Raw genomic sequence first — 17172 nt, forward strand, 5'->3', positions numbered from 1 at the left:
CAAGTTAAAATTTCAGAATGGTTTTTGGAAGAGGAACTGTTAAAAACGAGTGAAAATCCGTAGAGAGTGTAACGGTTTGGAATTTTGCTGGTCTTTAATGTGGCTAATCAAATCAAAAAACGAGTAAAGTGAAAAACCTAATCATTTTCTTCACGCTTATTTTCTTTATAAATATTACTATAAAAGCACAAGATTCTAAAGAGGTCGTGCGCAAAAAGATTTATGTGACCAAATCAATAGATCAGGCACCAGCTCCAGTGGTCGATGGGCTTTTAAGTGATGAGGCATGGGGTTTGGTGGAGTGGGCCGGGGATTATATCGAATTTCAACCTGACGAGAACACACCGCCAAGCCATCAGACCAAGTTCAAAATTGTTTACGATAGCAAGAACCTATATATAGGAGTACGATGTTATGATTCTGAACCAGATAAAATCGTTAAAAGGTTGTCCAGAAGAGATGGTTTTGAAGGCGATTGGATTGAATTCAATATTGATAGCTACCATGATAAGAGAACCTCCTTTTCCTTCAGTGTAACAGCGGCCGGGGTAAAAGGAGATGAGTTTGTTTCCAACAATGGAAACAATTGGGACGAAAGCTGGAATCCGATATGGTATACCAAAACCAATATTGATGAAGAGGGCTGGACGGCAGAATTGCGCATTCCTTTAAGCCAACTGAAATTTGGAAAGGAAGATGAACAAGTTTGGGGATTGCAATCAACACGGAGATTTTTTAGGGCCGAGGAACGATCGCTCTGGCAGCGAAAACCAATTGATACACCGGGTTGGGTCAGTGAATTTGGGGAATTGCACGGACTGAAAAACATAGAGCCCCAAAACCAGTTGGAGATACAGCCATATACGGTTACAAGTGCCGAAACCTATGAAGCTGAAGATGGAAATCCCTTTAGGGATGGCAATGAAAATGATATTACGGTGGGACTTGATGCTAAAATTGGGGTCACCAATGACTTGACTTTGGACTTGACAGTAAATCCAGATTTCGGACAAGTGGAAGCGGACCCCTCTGCCATTGCTTTGGACGGGTTTCAGATATTTTTTAGGGAACAACGCCCATTTTTTGTGGAGAACAAAAACATTTTCGACTTTAGGGTGTCACGCTCAGAGGCAGGAGATACTTTTGGTTTTGACAATATATTCTATTCCCGACGGATTGGAAGAAGTCCGCAAGGCTCACCCAACACCATCGATGGTGAATTTGTGGATCAACCGGACAATACACCCATTATTGGTGCAGCAAAGTTTAGCGGTAAAACAAAAGATGGTTGGGCAATAGGAGTTTTGGAAAGTGTTACGGCAAAAAAATACGCACTTATACGAAATGAGATTGGTGATGAGCGGAGAGAAGTAGTAGAGCCTTTGACCAATTACTTTGTAGGGAGGCTTCAAAAAGATTTCAATAATCGAAATTCCTATATCGGAGGAATCTTCACTGCTACAAATCGTGATAATTTGACCCAAGAATTGGATTTTCTACATAAATCCGCTTTTACCGGAGGAGTGGATTTTAAACACCAATGGAACGAACGCGACTGGTATGTTGGCGGCAACATTACTTTCAGCCATGTAAGTGGGAGCGAAGAAGCCATAAAAAATACGCAAGAGTCCATAACTCACCTTTTTCAACGTGTTGGTGCTGATCACGTAGCATTGGATTCTACTAGAACTTCGTTGGCCGGTAGTGGAGGAAACGTTCAAATCGGAAAAGTAGGTAATGGACATTGGAAGTTTGAATCAGGTGCAACATGGCGTTCTCCTGAGCTGGAATTGAACGATATTGGTTTTCAGCGACAGGCTGATGACATTAGACACTATACATGGATTGGTTATCAAACCTTGAAACCAGATAGTACCTTTAGAAGAGTAGGAATCAATTACAATCACTGGAGTGCTTGGGACTTCAACGGCAACCACAATGTGCTTAGGTTTAACACCAATAGTTGGCAAAACTGGAAAAAAAACTGGTTTTCCAATTTGGGAGCAACCGTTTCCCCGATACAATATTCCAATTTTGCGCTAAGGGGAGGTCCAAGGTTGAGACAATCTTCTGGAATCAATCTGTGGAACAGTGTTAGTACAGACCGAAGAAAGAAGTTGCGTTTTAGTATGTTTCAAAGAGGCAACAAAGCTTTTGACAATTCATACCGATTCTACTATGTGGAAGCTGGAGTAACCTATCAGCCTATAAACGCCTTGCGCGTTTCTGCTTTTCCATCCTTAAGTACTAATAACGATAAGCTGCAGTTCATTAATAATTTTGATGATGTTAATGGGTCACCACGATACCTTAATGGGCAGATTCAACAACGAACTTTGAGTATGTCTTTTCGATTGAATTATACCATTAATCCCAACTTGACCATTCAATATTGGGGCCAACCCTTTATTTCAAGAGGCCGATATTCCAATTTTAAACACATTGTAAACCCGATAGCAAAAAGGTTTGACGATAGGATTCAACTTTATGGGGGCAACCAGGTTGCTTTTGCCGATGACACTTACTCCATAGATGAAGATTTAAACGGTGTAGAAGACTTTAGTTTTGATAACCCCGATTTCTCATTTGTACAGTTTCGCTCCAATTTGGTAATTCGTTGGGAATACATTCCCGGGTCCGAAATCTTTCTGGTTTGGTCCCAAGATGTTTCACAAAATGGAGATCCAACGGATGGGTTATTATCTAGTTTAGGAGACAATATATTTGGGCAAAAACCCCAGAATATCTTCCTGTTAAAGGCAACTTACCGATTTGTGCTATAAAATGGTAAGAGCTTATGGAAGTTTTTCAAGTGCCCTCACTAAAGCATCATTAGCTTCTTGGTCTCCAATGGTAATACGCACTTTTCCGGGTGCTCCAAATTGGGATACGGGTCTCACCATAATACCTTGTTTCATTAAGAAGTCGGTGAACTCAAATTCCGGCAATGGTGGGTCAACCAAAAAGAAGTTGGCCTGTGTAGGCCAGTATTTTATGCTGAGTCTATCAAATGCTTTGGATAGAAATTCCCGTCCCTCCAACACGGTTTTGACGGTATCCTGAATAAATGAGACATCGTTCAAGGCTCCAATCGCCGCTTCCGTAGAGGTGTGTGGCAATAAAAAAGGTTTGTGTATTTGCCTAAGATACTGGGCAATTGTCAATGTGGTATAACAGTAGCCAATCCGTTGTCCTGCCAAACCGTAGGTTTTGGAAAAACTATTGATTGCAATGATGTTATGATCGTCTTTTACATAAGATAGACCCGAAACATAATCCTCTGCATCGGCAAAATGACGGTAAACCTCATCTAGAACGACAACAATGTTACTTGGGATTCGAGCCAAGAAATCATCCAGAACAGCTTTTGGAATATAGGTTCCGGTTGGATTGTTCGGGCTGGTCAAAAAGACAACCTTTGTTTTGTCCGATACGGCTCCCAAGATTCCTTCAACATCCAAAGAATAATCGGGTTCCCTTAAGGGAACATCAATTTGCTTGCCTCCGTACCATCTTGAAAAAACGGAGTAGGGCAAAAAACATGGATTGGAAAAAATGACCTCGTCACCTTCATTGATAAAGGCACGGAGAATCATATCAATAATTTCCGAACCGCTATTGCCGCAGATGAATTGGTCAACGGAGAGTTCACCTTTGAAATCCGCAACTAGGGCTTTTCGCAAGCGAATATCGGTTTGGTCGGGATAAATATGGACATTCTTGGCGGCGGCAATCAAAGCTTCCGTAGCCAGTGGGGATTGCCCCAACGGATTTTCGTTGGAAGAAAGTTTGTAGATTTTCTGTCCACTATCAGATGGGATGCCCTTGCCACCTTCGTAAGCTTTTTTAGGCTGTAAATAAGATTTGAAAATAGATTCGATTTCCTTGCTCATTAACTTAATTGTTCGGCATATATTAATATGGATAGCGCTTTTTTGGTGTCGTTTTCATTTAAAACCTGTTGCGCTACCCAATGTAGTTCTCTTTTTAGTTTCTCGGGATTGCCATTGAGTTTTTTGATTAGCATCCTAATTTCATCATCGTTTGCAATAGCTTCTACTTCACCATTGTTAGGGAGCTGTTCCATATTTCCCAGTCGGCCCAGGTTATTTCCGGTCAGGATGGTGCTATTTCGAATTCCTTCAGGTAGCTGATCTACGCCAATACCTTTAGTTCGGATGGGTTTTGGAATCTCGAAAAGCGAATCTCCACTTGCTCGGGTATACCAGCTACCACCCATTCTGCCCACCAAATCCAATTTTAGAGGGTCCAGTTTTCCTTCTTCGTCCAAAAACTCAGCATTGATGTGGATAAGCTCAACTTTGGCGAAAATTAAATTCCCCGCTCCTGGGGTATCCGCCAGTTCAATAATTTCTGTAACCGAACATTCAAAGGAAACCGGCGCTTCTGCCACGCGCGGAGGTCGAACCTTTTCACTAGGCACCTCCGTTAATCCGGATTTAGCAAACTCGTTAATCCCTTTTTCATAGGCGGTGCTCGAAAGTGACATTTGCTCAACCAAAGGGAAATCCACAATATTGATGACCACCTCTGGCACTTCCTTTACATTTTGATGTGAATGTTTAAGCGAATTATCCCTTCCGCTTCGCGCCGGAGAAAAAATCATGACGGGCGGATTGGAACTGAACACATTAAAAAAACTGAAGGGACTCAGATTTACATTGCCCTCTGCATCAATAGTACTTGCAAAACAAATGGGCCGCGGCGCCACCGCCGAAAGCAGATAGGCATGCAAATCAGGTTGTGGAATTTCGGAAGGGTTGATGGTCTTCGTCATATGTTAGGTCAATTACTTATTAATTTATTCCTTCTCCCCACGGAAGAAGGTTAGAATGAGAGAAATGGGTAACCCCTCACCTCAATCCTCTCCCCGGGGGAGGAAGCTATTTATTTTGCTGGAAGCACCTTGGCGGCAACTTCACCAAAACCAACTCGTTTTCCATCCTTTTCGGCAAAACCTCTCATAATTACAGTATCTCCATCTTGAATAAACTTACGCTCCGAGCCATCTTTCATTTTAAGGGGCTTTGTGCCCATCCAAGCTAATTCGAGCATAGAACCGTATGAATTTTCGTCCTTGCCTGAAATGGTTCCCGAACCATAAAGATCACCAATATTAATATTGCAACCGTTTACACTATGGTGGGCCAACTGCTGGGCCATGTTCCAGTACATATATTTGAAATTGGAATGGCATACCACCGCTTCCTCACTACCTTCCGGAGTTATACCTACCTCAAGCTTGATATCGTAATTTTTTTCTCCATTAAATTCTAAATAAGGAAGCACTTGTGGATTTTGTTCTGGACCGGAAACTCGGAATTGATCTAATGCTTCCAAGGTTACAATCCATGGAGAGATATGTGACGCAAAATTTTTGGCCAAGAATGGTCCCAAGGGCACATATTCCCATTTTTGGATGTCTCGTGCGGACCAGTCGTTGAGCAATACCATGCCGAAAATGTAATCTTCCGCTTCATTGGTGGAAATGGATTCGCCTAAATTGGTGCTTTTTCCGGTGATAAATCCCATTTCAAGCTCAAAATCCAACCGTTGTGAAGGGCCAAAAACAGGCTGATCTGAGTTATTGGGAATGGTTTGTCCTTTTGGTCTGTGAATGGGTTCTCCGCTGGCGATAATTGAACTGGCCCTACCGTGATACCCTACCGGAATGTGTTTCCAGTTGGGCAAGAGGGCATTGGCCGGGTCACGGAACATCTTGCCGACATTGGTGGCATGTTCTATACTGGAGTAAAAATCGGTATAGTCGCCAATATAAACCGGCATATGCATTTTGGCTTCGGACTGAAGGACAAAAAGCTCTGGCTTTCCAGCCAAAACTGAATCATTATCTTGAAGCCAATGCTGAATGTCTTTTCTTACCTTGTTGGTGATCTCCTTTCCCAAAGAAATGAAATCGTTAAGGACTTCTTTTTCAAGGACAGCTGTATTGAAATCGAACACATCCAATTCGGCCACAGCGACCAAATCTAAAATATGTTCTCCAATGGCAACTCCAGCTCTAGGGCTTCGGTCGGATGTGGAGAAAATCCCAAAGGGAATATTGTGGATTGAAAAATCTGAATTTTCAGGTATGTTTATGATCATTATTTGTCTAGATATGAGATTGTCAGTTCGAGCGCAGTCCAGAACTGTTTAAGACCTCTCGACTGCGCTCGAGGTGACATTGTGCTTCGATTTTATTCCACCCAAGATTTGTAGTAACTACCATCATCAATCTTCAAGGCATTTTCAGTTACCTGCAGTGGTTTGAATGTATCTATCATCACTGCCAGTTCCAAAGTTTCTTTTTTGCCAATGCTGGCTTCGTAAGTGCCAGGGTGGGGTCCGTGTGGAATTCCAGCTGGGTGCAGCGAAATATGACCTTGGTCGATATTGGTTCTGCTCATAAAATCTCCATCCACATAATACAGGACTTCATCTGAATCAATATTGGAATGATTGTATGGTGCAGGAATGGCCTTTGGATGATAATCGTACAACCTTGGACAGAAGGAGCAGATGACAAAAGCATCCGTCTCAAAAGTCTGATGCACAGGTGGCGGTTGGTGCACACGACCGGTGATGGGTTCAAAATTATGGATGGAAAATCCGTAAGGGAAATTATAGCCATCCCAACCCACAACGTCAAACGGATGTGTTGCGTAGACTAAGCTATGTAGCATTCCTTGTTTCTTCACTTTGATTAAAAAGTCACCTTTTTCATCGTAGGTTTCCAAATCTTGCGGAAGCTTATAGTCGCGCTCGCAGAATGGAGAGTGCTCCAACAGTTGTCCAAACCAGTTTCTGTATCTTTTTGGTGTATATATAGGGCGGAAGGATTCTGAATACAGGATTCGGTTGTCCTCAGTGTCAAATTCAATTTGATAGATCATGCCACGAGGGATAATCAAATAATCGCCATATTCAAAAGGAATATTACCTACAAATGTCCGTAAGGTACCCGAGCCTTTGTGGATGAACAACATTTCATCGGCATCGGCATTTTTATAAAAATAAGATGTCAATGATTTTTTAGGAGCTGCCAACCCAATATGAACATCACTATTCACTAAAAGAGGTTCCCTCGCTTCCAAAAAATCATCTTTTGGAGCTATATCAAACCCAATCAGTTTTCTAGAGGTGATATTTTTCTCTACCGCAATTTTGGGTCTTGCGTCAATGGCCTTGCCAATTTCCTTTACCTGTGTTGGTCTATGGTTTTGGTAAAGCAATGAGGACATACCATCAAATCCAATAGTGCCGAACAATTGTTCATAGTATAGTCCTCCATCGGGTTTGGTAAACTGGGTATGCCTTTTCTGCGGAATTTTTCCGAGTTTATGATAGATGGGCATTGTTAAAAGTTTAGAGTTTAGGGTTAGGAGTTTAGGGCAACTATGGTTTTTAACCCTGAACTCCTAACGCTGAACTTGTTAATGTAATGTGCCTCGAACTTCTTGTTCGCGCTCAATGGCTTCGAACAGCGCCTTAAAGTTACCTTTTCCGAACGATTGTGCGCCCTTTCTTTGAATAATTTCAAAGAACATTGTTGGTCTAGGCTCTACTGGGCGGGTGAAAATCTGAAGCAAATACCCTTCATCGTCCCGGTCTACCAATATGCCCAATTCCTTTAGAGGAGCAATGTCTTCGTCGATTTTTCCAACACGATCGGTAACGGCATCATAGTAGGTATCGGGAACGCGTAAGAATTCAACTCCACGGCTTTTCAATTGTCTTACCGTAGAAATGATATCGTCTGTTGCCACGGCAATATGTTGCACGCCTTCACCTTCATAGAAATCCAAGTATTCCTCCACTTGGGATTTTTTCTTTCCTTCAGCCGGTTCGTTGATTGGAAATTTGATACGCCCATTACCATTACTCATCACCTTGCTCATTAAAGCGGTATATTCTGTTGAAATGTCGTCATCATCAAAGGAAAGGATATTCACAAAGCCCATCACGTTTTCATAAAACTCCACCCAATGGTTCATTTTGTTCCACCCGACATTGCCCACCATATGATCTACATATTTTAGACCAACCGACTCAGGGTTGTAATCGGGAGTTTCCCATTTTTTGAATCCAGGCATGAAAATGCCATTGTAATCTTTTCGCTCCACAAAGATGTGAACGGTTTCACCGTAGGTGTAGATTCCGGAGCGAACTACTTTTCCTGTTTCATCTTCTTCAGTTTGAGGCTCCATATATGATTTGGCCCCTTTTTCCATCGCGGTATTATAGGCGTAAGTGGCATCGTCTACCCATAGGGCAACTACTTTTACCCCATCACCATGTTGATCAATATGACGGCCAATATCAGTACCGCTTTTTAGGGGAGAAGTCAGAACCAAGCGAATCTTGTCTTGAACTACCACATAGCTTTCCCTATCTTTTAAACCGGTTTCCAATCCAGCATAAGCCATGGATTGAAATCCGAAAGCAGTTTTATAAAAATGCGCAGCCTGTTTAGAATTGCTCACATAGAGTTCCAAATAATCGGTGCCGTTAATTGGCATAAAGTCTTTGGCTGCATCATGCAATTTGGGTAATGTAGATGTTTCCATAGGTGCTATATTTTAAATGTAAAGTTAAATATTGTTGTTGATGCAACAAAAATAGTAAATTTGAAATGATAATTGACAGGTTTGGAGCAAATAATTGTTAAAATTGTTCTTTTAAGTTTGTCGTTGTCACACTGAGCTTGTCGAAGTGTGATTTTTGGATACCCATGCTTCGACGGGCTCGGCATGACACGAATAAAAATTTATGCTCAACAGAATTGATGAAATATCAGGAATTGGACTGCACCTGGACTTGGTGCTTAGGAAGGTTCAGGATGCATATTTAAGAAGGTTCAAGGATTTGGAGATTGAACTCACCATTGAACAATGGGTAATTCTTTATCGCATATACCAATTGGGAGAAGATGTTTCCCAGTCCGATATCGTTAAATCAAATTTTAGAAACCGAGCCACAACATCCCGGGTCATTGGGGGCCTGGAGCGAAAGGGCTGGATTACCAAAACCCGATTTGATGGGGACTTGAAACGTTTTAAATTGGAATTGACGGCTAAAGGAAGAGAGGTGATTACTTCAATTGAACCCCATGCCAACCAGTTGCGCAAACAAGCAATAGAAGGATTGGATACCCAGGAATTTGAAATCTTTTTAAAGGTGTTGGACCAAATAGGGGAGAACTATACTGATAAAGATTGACTTATTCAACCTATATGGCTATGGCATTTTGCCTTAGCTAAGTAGAAATTCCCGTATTGGGGGTAAAAAAGCATAGATATTGGATAATAGAGACCATTTCTTGCTTTAGAATTCACTTGAATTTTGCCGGCTTATTCTTAAAAAATGTTTCATTATGAAAAAGTTAGTTCATTATCCAACTTTATGGCAGGCGTATCCCTTTTCTATGGAGATGTTTGCTCATTTTGAGAAGGAAGCCCGTATTAGGGAAAGAGAAAGAGATGTAAAGAAGAAGATTAAAAAAGAAAGAAAATCCAGATTAAAACTGGCATTTGGCTGGTAACTAAAACAAAGTTCAATAGTTGAAGGGCACCGAATTCGGTGCCTTTTCAATTTAAGGAACCCACTTTTTTATGAAACATATCATATCAGTGCGCCTCTAACCAATTATCTCCAATTCCAACTTCAACATCTAAAGGAACAGCAAGGGTATAGGCATTCTCCATTTCAGATTTAATAAGTGCTTTTACTTCATCCAATTCAGGTTTGTAAGCATCAAAAACCAATTCATCGTGTACCTGTAGCAGCATTTTGGTCTTATATCCACCTTCGGTGAGTTTTTTATGGATGTTGATCATGGCTATTTTTATGATGTCCGCCGCACTTCCCTGAATAGGTGCATTTACCGCATTTCGTTCAGCTGCACCTCGCACCACTTGATTTCCTGCATTGATGTCTTTTAAATATCGCCTTCGACCCAAAACTGTTTGCACATAACCATTGTCACGGGCAAAATCGACCTGTTCTCCCATATAATTTCTCAATTTCGGGTAGGTTTTGTAATAGGTTTCAATGAGTTCTTTGGCCTCACTTCTACTCAAATCGGTTTGATTGCTCAGTCCAAATGCTGAAACCCCATAAATGATTCCGAAGTTTACGGTCTTGGCATTTCCCCTTTGCTCCCGGGTCACTTGTTCTATAGGAACATTAAAAACCTTGGAAGCTGTAGAGGCGTGAATATCCTCCCCATTTTTAAAGGCTTCAATCATGGTATCCTCCTCACTCAATGCAGCAATTATGCGAAGCTCAATTTGGGAATAATCCGCTGCTAGCAAGATATAATTCTCATCCCGCGGGATAAAGGCCTTGCGTACCTGTCGTCCACGCTCCGTACGGATGGGAATGTTCTGCAAATTTGGGTTGTTGCTGCTCAATCTACCCGTAGCTGCCACGGTTTGCATATAATCGGTATGCACTCTACCGCTATGTTCTTGCACTTCATTTGGGAGCGCATCCACATAAGTGCTTTTTAGCTTGCTAAGCCCTCTGAAGTCCAATACATTTTGAATGATTTCATGGTCTTTGGCCAAATAGGAAAGTACATCCTCCGCAGTGGAATATTGGCCAGTTTTGGTTTTTTTAGGTTTATCCACAAGCTTTAGCTTGTCAAATAAAATTTCTCCCAGTTGTTTCGGCGAAGCGATGTTGAATTCCTGACCAGCTGCCTCATAGATCTTTTGCTCCAACGATTTGATATCCTCGTCAAGTTGGGTGGAAAGATTGTTTAAAAAGTCTTTGTCCAGATTAATGCCTTCGGTTTCCATATCGGCGAGCACGCGGAGTAGGGGAACTTCAATATTTTGAAAAAGCTCATCTGTTTTCGCCTCGGCAAGCTCGGGTCTAAAATGTTGTGCCAGTTGTAGGGTGATGTCGGCATCCTCGGAGGCATATTCCGTTTGTTTTTCCAAAGGAACCTGGCGCATGCTCAGTTGGTTTTTTCCTTTTTTGCCAATGAGTTCTGTAATGGAAACCGGGGTATAGTTCAAATAGGTTTCGGCCAATACATCCATATTGTGGCGCATATCTGGATTGATGAGGTAATGAGCCAGCATCGTATCAAAGAGTTTTCCTTTGACCTCGATACCGTAATTTTTCATCACCTTGATGTCGTACTTCAAATTTTGACCTATTTTTTCAATATCCTCTGATTCAAAGAAAGGACGAAGCTGTTCCAAAATTTCATTGACTGCTTCTTTTTCTTCTGGGATAGGAACGTAAAACCCTTTTTTTGCCTCCCAACTAAAGGCGATGCCAACTAACTCTGCCTCCAAAGGATTTATGGAAGTGGTCTCAGTATCGAAACAAACCGAAGTCTGTTTCATTAGTTTTTCAACAAAGAGTTTCAACCCTAAACCAGAAACAATGCTTTGGTATAAATGAGAGACATCTAAAACGGTATTTCTGCTATTGACATCTTTAATGGTGGCTGGAGCATCGGCCGGACTTCCACCAAATAGGCTGAATTGCCCACTGCCAGCAGCTTGTGGTTTTTCAACTGCTTTTGGAGTTTCAGAACTGGGCGTTGATTCTGTAGGCTCTTCTGAGAAGATTTTGATGAATTGTTCCTTTAAACGCCTAAATTCAAGCTCCTCAAAAATCTGTTGTACTTTGGCAGCATCGGGTTCGGACATTTCATAGTCGTCCGCTTTGAAGGTGACATCGCAGTCAATTTTAATTTCGGCCAATTTCCTTGACAATCTACCCAACTCGGCGTTTTGCTCCACTTTCTCTTTCATCTTGCCCTTCAACTGGTCAGTATTGGCCAAAAGCCCTTCCATATCTCCAAAATCGGCTAGGAATTTTTTGGCCGTTTTATCGCCAACTCCTGGAAGCCCGGGAATATTGTCACTTGCATCTCCCATCATCCCCAGATAATCAATTACCTGTTCAGGGCGTTCCACGCCAAAGCGTTTTTGTACTTCAGGGATGCCCCAAATCTCGATACCGTTACCCATTCTGGCAGGGCGGTACATAAAAATATTCTCGGAGACCAATTGGCCAAAATCTTTATCGGGGGTCACCATAAAAACTTTATAATCTTCTTTTTCAGCTTGCTTGGCCAAGGTGCCTATAATGTCGTCTGCTTCATACCCTGCCAGCTCCACAACCGGAATTTGCATGGCCTTTAAAATATCTTGGATGTAGGGTACGGCAATTTTGATGGCATCTGGAGTTTCATCACGGTTGGCTTTGTATTCTTCAAAAAGCTCGGTACGTTCCACACTCCCACCTTTATCAAAACACACCGCCAAATGATCCGGTTTTTCACGTTTGATGACGTCAAAAAGGGAGTTTACGAATCCCATGATCGCTGAGGTGTCCATTCCTTTGGAATTGATTCGAGGATTCTTGATCAAGGCATAATATCCTCTGAAAATCAAAGCGTAGGCATCAAGAAGAAAAAGTCGTTTTTGGTCAGACATGTTCAAAAATTAGAAGTATGAAGCTAAAAGTACAAAGTTTGGTTCAATGGATTGTCCCCTTAAGGGGACTTTAGGGGTGTTTTCGAAAAGTAGAAAAAAGAGATAAGGAATTAGAATTAAGACCGCTTCGCTTTGAGACTTAAGATATAAGACTTCTTGACTCTTTATTCTTTATCCTGATAGAAACTTTCCACTTGTTTATTCTCATGTCCATTTTCCGAATATTCCCGATAAGTGAACCCAGGGTGTACGCAATAGCCACCGGTTTCGCCTTGCTTGTTAATGGCCAAAAATCCAATCTGGAAATCTTTACGGCCTTCATTTTTTTTCATGATTCGTTTTACACCTTCTTCACAGGCTTCCTGGGGACTTTTTCCTTGCCGCATCAATTCTACAATCAAAAAACTACCTACGGTACGAATAACTTCTTCGCCTACTCCGGTCGCAGTGGCTCCTCCAACCTCGTTATCTACATAAAGCCCAGCTCCGATTATGGGTGAATCACCCACACGTCCTGCGACTTTGTAAGCCATGCCGCTAGTAGTACATGCTCCGGCAATATCTCCATTTTTGTCGATGGCCAACATTCCGATGGTGTCGTGGTTTTCTATATTAATGGTGGTTTCGTATTTAGAGGTTTTCTTCCATTCCTCGTATTGTTTTCGAGTACTTTCTGTCAGTAAATCTGTTTTCTTAAAACCTTGCTCATATGCAAATTGCTCAGCTCCCTTACCCGCAAGGATGATATGAGGTGTCTCCTCCATCACTTTTCTTGCCACGGAAACTGGATGTTCAATATTTTGCAAGTATACCACTGAACCACAATTCCCTTCTTTATCCATGATACAGGCATCCAAGGTCACGTTGCCATCACGGTCGGGACGACCACCTTTGCCAACAGTTTCGTTGGTCACATCGGCCTCTTCGACCATAACGCCTTGTTCAACAGCATCCAAAGCACTTCCATCTTTATCGAGCACTTCCCAAGCTTTGGCAGTTGCATTCATAAAATTCCAGGTACAAATGGCAATCGGTTTGGTTGTTTGTGTGATTGTAGGAGTGTTTTCAGGTTTGCTTTCGGTCTTACATGAAGCCAAAACAGGAGCTGACATGAGTCCTGCCGTGCTAAGCCCAGATTTTTTCAGAAATTTGCGTCTTTGCATGATTTGGATGTTTATTTTTAGTCCTGCTAAAGATAGCAATATGCTTGTAGAAGTTTGTGCCAACTCGTTGGAATCTGCCTTAGTTGCCCAGGAGGCCGGAGCAGACCGTATTGAGCTTTGTAGTGAGTTGGGGGTAGGAGGGATTACCCCTTCATATGGGCTGATTCAGATAGTTCGAGAACGATTGGATATACCTGTTCATGTTCTGATCAGACCACGTAGTGGTCATTTCACTTATACCGATTTGGAGTTTGAGGTTATGCTCAAAGATATTGATTTTTGCAAGCGTATCGGGATTGATGGAATTGTATCTGGGGTGTTGTTGGATGATTGTAGTTTAGACATAAATAGGACAGTGGAATTGATGGAGATGTCAAAACCCTTAAAATTCACCTTTCATCGGGCATTTGATTGGGTTCCAAATCCAAAAGAAGCCCTACGCCAACTGGAACAGCTGGGTGCTGATTGCATTTTGACATCAGGTCAACAGCCCGTGGCGGAAATAGGATTGGACTTACTTCGGGATTTGCTTGATGTTTCAAAAAATATTGTTGTAATGGCAGGTGGGGGAGTACGACTTTCCAATTGCGAAAAATTTAAAGCAGCCGGATTGAAAGCCATTCATCTTTCAGGAACATCATTTGGGAATGAAGTGCATATTTCGGACAAAATCCCAATGAATTCGACATCCCATTTAAGTGAAAATCAAGTGGCTGTAACAAAGTTGGAGAATGTTCGTCAAATTGTACGTAGCGTTAAATAATCGCTAAATAGTTCAGTTCCAGAACTAAAGAAATATCTTTACAAAAAATTTTGCATGACTCGATTTTTGACCATCATATCAATAATTTATATCGTATCGGCCATTTATGGCTTTTTTGGCTTTAAAACCCTTTTTAAAAATGTCTGGACGCATTTGGCTTATGGGATTTTGTTTTTGGGAGCTTTGGCCAACTTTATTATTAGGGTAATCAATTATACTCCTGGGGATGGTGTGCGCGGACAGATAGCCAATGCAGGTGGTATTTTCTTTGCCTTTTTGTTATTGGGATTGGTGTTTGGTATCTTTTTACTATTGGAAGACATTGTTCGCTTGTTTGTGTTTGGGTACAACAAGATTGCTGGACTTTCCGAAGCACAGACTCAATTTTTCCCTTCCCGGAGGAAATTCTTAAGCGGTATTGCCCTGGGAATAGCCGCTTTACCTTTTGGAGCATTGCTCTATGGTATGTACAAGGGCAAATACAACTATAAAGTTCTAAAGTATCAACTGGAATTTGACGATTTACCAGATGCTTTTGACGGCTATAAAATCACGCAAATTTCCGATGTGCACAGCGGTAGTTTCGACAATCGGAAAAAAGTGGCCTATGGCATAGATTTAATCAATGAACAGCAAAGCGATGTTATTCTTTTTACCGGTGATATGGTGAACGACAAATCTTCGGAGATGGAACCTTGGTCTGATTTGTTTTCTACTTTGGAGGCCAAAGATGGCAAGTTTTCCGTTTTGGGAAATCATGATTATGGGGATTATACTTCGTGGCCATCTGATGAGGCCAAAGCCCAAAATTTGGTCGATTTAAAGAACATGCAAAAGGAAATGGGTTTTGATTTATTGTTGGATACCCATCGTTACTTGGAAAAAGACGGCCAACGAATTGCGTTATTGGGTGTTGAGAATTGGGGCAGAGGTGGATTTAAAAAAGCCGGTGACCTTGAAAAAGCAAAGGCAGGAATATCCAAGGATGACTTTAAAATTTTGATGAGTCATGATCCTTCCCATTGGGAAGATGTGGTTATTCAAGACGACTATCATTTCCAATTAACACTTAGCGGTCATACCCACGGAATGCAATTTGGAGTCGAAATTCCTGGATGGGTAAAATGGAGTCCTGTTAAGTGGCGATACAAGTATTGGGCCGGAGTATATGAAGAACTCGGTCAGTTTATCAATGTGAACCGGGGGTTTGGATTTATTGGCTATCCTGGACGTGTGGGTATTTGGCCAGAAATCACGGTGATTACACTTAAAAAGAAGGGCTTAGCCTAATCAATATCTCATAATTTCATGGGTAGTAATTTTTCTTTTTGCTGTTTGGCGATAATTTATGAACTACAGGCAATAAAGAAAGGAAGTGAGGCAAACTTTCCTATTTTTGGACCTCTTAATTATCAAATCAACCTGATTTCCCATTATGCGATGCAAAACATTATTGTTATCTACATTTTTAATTGTTTTTATAAACTGTAGTTCAGAAAGTGATTCACCACCTGAACCAACAAGCGGGAATCCTCCTGCCTCAGAAGAACCAGCACCACCTGATAATCCGGAACCTGAGGAAGAAGAACCCAAAGATCCGGTTTTTGATGTTTCTGCGATTTATAAGTCCAATGGAAATGTATATCAAGCCAATATCAATTCAGATACAGAGGAAATAGTAGAATTTAATTTGACAAATGAATTAGGTATTGACAACCTGCAAATAGAAAATAGCACAATTCAAGATGAGTCGATTTTCTTTTTCTCTTGGTATTTTGAAAAATCAAGGGTTTTTATGAAGGATTTGGAGACAAATCTGGTGTATTCCAATAGTGATTTTTGCGAATTTATACCTGAGCCTGATGTGGTAAATGAAATATTATTGACATCTGGAAATACTGATTTTTTATTTTATGTATATAGAAAGATTTTACCTAATGCATATGAATATCATATAGACATATTTGATGTGAATTCAAGTGAATGCAAAACGGTATTGTTTCATGAGCCAGATAATCTTCAGAGTCAATTTAATTATGCATTGAATGGTGAGTTTTTAGCTCTGTCTTACTTATACGGAGATGATTTTCCTAAAACACGTTTTTTTGTCTTGATTGATTTAACCTCCGGTGAAATAGTAAAAAGTTTGGAATACGAGAGTACTGAAATATTTTCTTCCACCCTGGAAGAAAACAAATTCTATGTCTTTCATAGAGATTTTACTTATGAGATATATGATATCGCCAACGATGTTTTTTCTGAAAGGATGAATTCTAAGAACTTCCGTTTTTATACGAGTCACGCTCAAGGGCAATTGTTCACTACGACATTTTTGGGCAATAAAATGGTTACTAAGGTTGAGTTGGCACAACCTGCTAGTCACATATTTGCTCCCGCAATCTACGATTTGGAATTGGATGAAATTATTGGCGGTGTAGATTTTCTATTGCGTCTGGAAAATAAAATTTTCGAAACAACCGGTGAGTTGGTTTCATTTGGAGAATTTGATGTGGATATAGAAAGTTCATCATTGGCAATTGGATACAATGATAGAAAAGATGGAACAGGGGGCGTTGTGTTTCTTAATTTTGATTTGGAGATATATAAAACGGTAATACTGGAATTTACTCCTTTACAGGTGGTTCTAAGAGATATAAAGTAATTACCAAGTTGATTCAAAGGCATCTATATTAGATGCCAATAAGTGGGTTTAACCTAAATTTAACGCCCTTACTTTCCTTAGAAAATAGGACATCGATAA

13 protein-coding genes are annotated in these 17172 nt (G+C 41.0%); 6 read left to right on the plus strand and 7 right to left on the minus strand.

What is annotated here, in order from left to right; all coding sequences use genetic code 11:
- Positions 1 to 128: 128 nt before the first annotated feature.
- Positions 129 to 2783 carry a DUF5916 domain-containing protein gene (locus ACULLG_RS06385; protein ID WP_452125939.1) on the plus strand — a complete coding sequence of 885 codons (2655 nt, stop codon included), beginning with the start codon at positions 129 to 131 and terminating at the stop codon, positions 2781 to 2783.
- A 12-nt stretch (positions 2784 to 2795) separates the two neighbouring features.
- Here ACULLG_RS06385 and ACULLG_RS06390 read toward each other — a convergent pair whose 3' ends face one another.
- The 5 genes from ACULLG_RS06390 to hppD all read right to left on the minus strand — a co-directional run bounded on the left by ACULLG_RS06390 (position 2796) and on the right by hppD (position 8591).
- Positions 2796 to 3893 (minus strand): pyridoxal phosphate-dependent aminotransferase, encoded by a 1098-nt coding sequence (locus tag ACULLG_RS06390; protein WP_452125940.1) that lies wholly within the window; start codon positions 3891 to 3893, stop codon positions 2796 to 2798.
- Positions 3893 to 4798 carry a flavin reductase family protein gene (locus ACULLG_RS06395; protein ID WP_452125941.1) on the minus strand — a complete coding sequence of 302 codons (906 nt, stop codon included), beginning with the start codon at positions 4796 to 4798 and terminating at the stop codon, positions 3893 to 3895. Before ACULLG_RS06395 ends, ACULLG_RS06390 begins: the two co-directional genes overlap by 1 nt.
- Positions 4799 to 4908: 110 nt before the next feature.
- Entirely contained in the window at positions 4909 to 6129 is a 1221-nt protein-coding gene (gene fahA, locus ACULLG_RS06400; protein ID WP_452125942.1) for a fumarylacetoacetase, read from the minus strand.
- 92 nt (positions 6130 to 6221) lie between these two features.
- Positions 6222 to 7379 (minus strand): homogentisate 1,2-dioxygenase, encoded by a 1158-nt coding sequence (locus ACULLG_RS06405; RefSeq protein WP_452125943.1) that lies wholly within the window; start codon positions 7377 to 7379, stop codon positions 6222 to 6224.
- Positions 7380 to 7457: 78 nt separating this feature from the next.
- Positions 7458 to 8591, minus strand: a complete 1134-nt coding sequence (gene hppD, locus ACULLG_RS06410; protein WP_452125944.1) for a 4-hydroxyphenylpyruvate dioxygenase — start codon at positions 8589 to 8591, stop codon at positions 7458 to 7460.
- A gap of 202 nt (positions 8592 to 8793) precedes the next feature.
- Here hppD and ACULLG_RS06415 point away from each other — a divergent pair, with 202 nt between their 5' ends.
- Together ACULLG_RS06415 and ACULLG_RS06420 are read left to right on the plus strand one after the other, a co-directional pair.
- Entirely contained in the window at positions 8794 to 9243 is a 450-nt protein-coding gene (locus ACULLG_RS06415; protein WP_452125945.1) for a MarR family winged helix-turn-helix transcriptional regulator, read from the plus strand.
- 154 nt (positions 9244 to 9397) lie between these two features.
- On the plus strand, positions 9398 to 9565 hold the full coding sequence (locus ACULLG_RS06420; protein WP_452125946.1) for a hypothetical protein: 168 nt from the start codon (positions 9398 to 9400) through the stop codon (positions 9563 to 9565).
- An 85-nt stretch (positions 9566 to 9650) separates the two neighbouring features.
- Here the strand turns inward: ACULLG_RS06420 and polA are convergent, their stop codons facing one another.
- Positions 9651 to 12485 (minus strand): DNA polymerase I, encoded by a 2835-nt coding sequence (gene polA / locus ACULLG_RS06425; RefSeq protein WP_452125947.1) that lies wholly within the window; start codon positions 12483 to 12485, stop codon positions 9651 to 9653.
- Between the two features lie 164 nt (positions 12486 to 12649).
- Positions 12650 to 13648, minus strand: a complete 999-nt coding sequence (locus ACULLG_RS06430; protein WP_452125948.1) for an isoaspartyl peptidase/L-asparaginase family protein — start codon at positions 13646 to 13648, stop codon at positions 12650 to 12652.
- A 40-nt stretch (positions 13649 to 13688) separates the two neighbouring features.
- Between ACULLG_RS06430 and ACULLG_RS06435 the strand changes: the two genes are divergently transcribed.
- The 3 genes from ACULLG_RS06435 to ACULLG_RS06445 all read left to right on the plus strand — a co-directional run bounded on the left by ACULLG_RS06435 (position 13689) and on the right by ACULLG_RS06445 (position 17073).
- A complete protein-coding gene (locus ACULLG_RS06435; protein ID WP_452125949.1) occupies positions 13689 to 14411 on the plus strand; it encodes a copper homeostasis protein CutC in 723 nt (240 codons plus the stop codon).
- 54 nt (positions 14412 to 14465) lie between these two features.
- On the plus strand, positions 14466 to 15701 hold the full coding sequence (locus tag ACULLG_RS06440; RefSeq protein WP_452125950.1) for a metallophosphoesterase: 1236 nt from the start codon (positions 14466 to 14468) through the stop codon (positions 15699 to 15701).
- 145 nt (positions 15702 to 15846) lie between these two features.
- Positions 15847 to 17073: a hypothetical protein gene (locus tag ACULLG_RS06445; RefSeq protein WP_452125951.1), complete on the plus strand. Its 1227-nt coding sequence runs from the start codon at positions 15847 to 15849 to the stop codon at positions 17071 to 17073.
- The last annotated feature ends 99 nt before the right edge of the window (positions 17074 to 17172 follow it).

Source organism: Flagellimonas sp. 2504JD1-5 (assembly GCF_053618295.1).